This window comes from Alkalihalophilus lindianensis (assembly GCF_032843265.1).
Lineage (GTDB): Bacteria > Bacillota > Bacilli > Bacillales > Bacillaceae_D > Alkalihalophilus > Alkalihalophilus lindianensis.
In genome coordinates this window covers 1-268 of sequence record NZ_JAWJBA010000386.1, presented here as the reverse complement: position 1 = coordinate 268, position 268 = coordinate 1, and the positions used below count along the sequence as shown (strand labels likewise).

3 tRNA genes are annotated in these 268 nt (G+C 53.7%); all 3 read left to right on the top strand.

Annotation, left to right across the window (positions count from 1 at the left end):
- Nucleotides 1–2 precede the first annotated feature (2 nt).
- The 3 genes from RYX56_RS22705 (at nt 3) to RYX56_RS22695 (ending at nt 268) form a co-directional block, all read left to right on the top strand.
- Nucleotides 3–77 (top strand) — tRNA-Asn (locus tag RYX56_RS22705).
- A gap of 4 nt (nt 78–81) precedes the next feature.
- A tRNA-Ser gene (locus RYX56_RS22700) sits at nt 82–175 on the top strand.
- 22 nt (nt 176–197) lie between these two features.
- Nucleotides 198–268, top strand: a tRNA-Glu gene (locus RYX56_RS22695).

Below are 268 nucleotides of genomic sequence, written 5' to 3'. Positions count from 1 at the left end.
ATTCCACAGTAGCTCAGTGGTAGAGCAATCGGCTGTTAACCGATCGGTCGTAGGTTCGAGTCCTACCTGTGGAGCCAATTAGGAGAGCTGTCCGAGTTGGCCGAAGGAGCACGATTGGAAATCGTGTAGGCGGTGTAAAACCGTCTCGAGGGTTCGAATCCCTCGCTCTCCGCCAGATGATTTTTGATTAATAGAATGGCCCGTTGGTCAAGCGGTTAAGACACCGCCCTTTCACGGCGGTAACACGGGTTCGAATCCCGTACGGGTC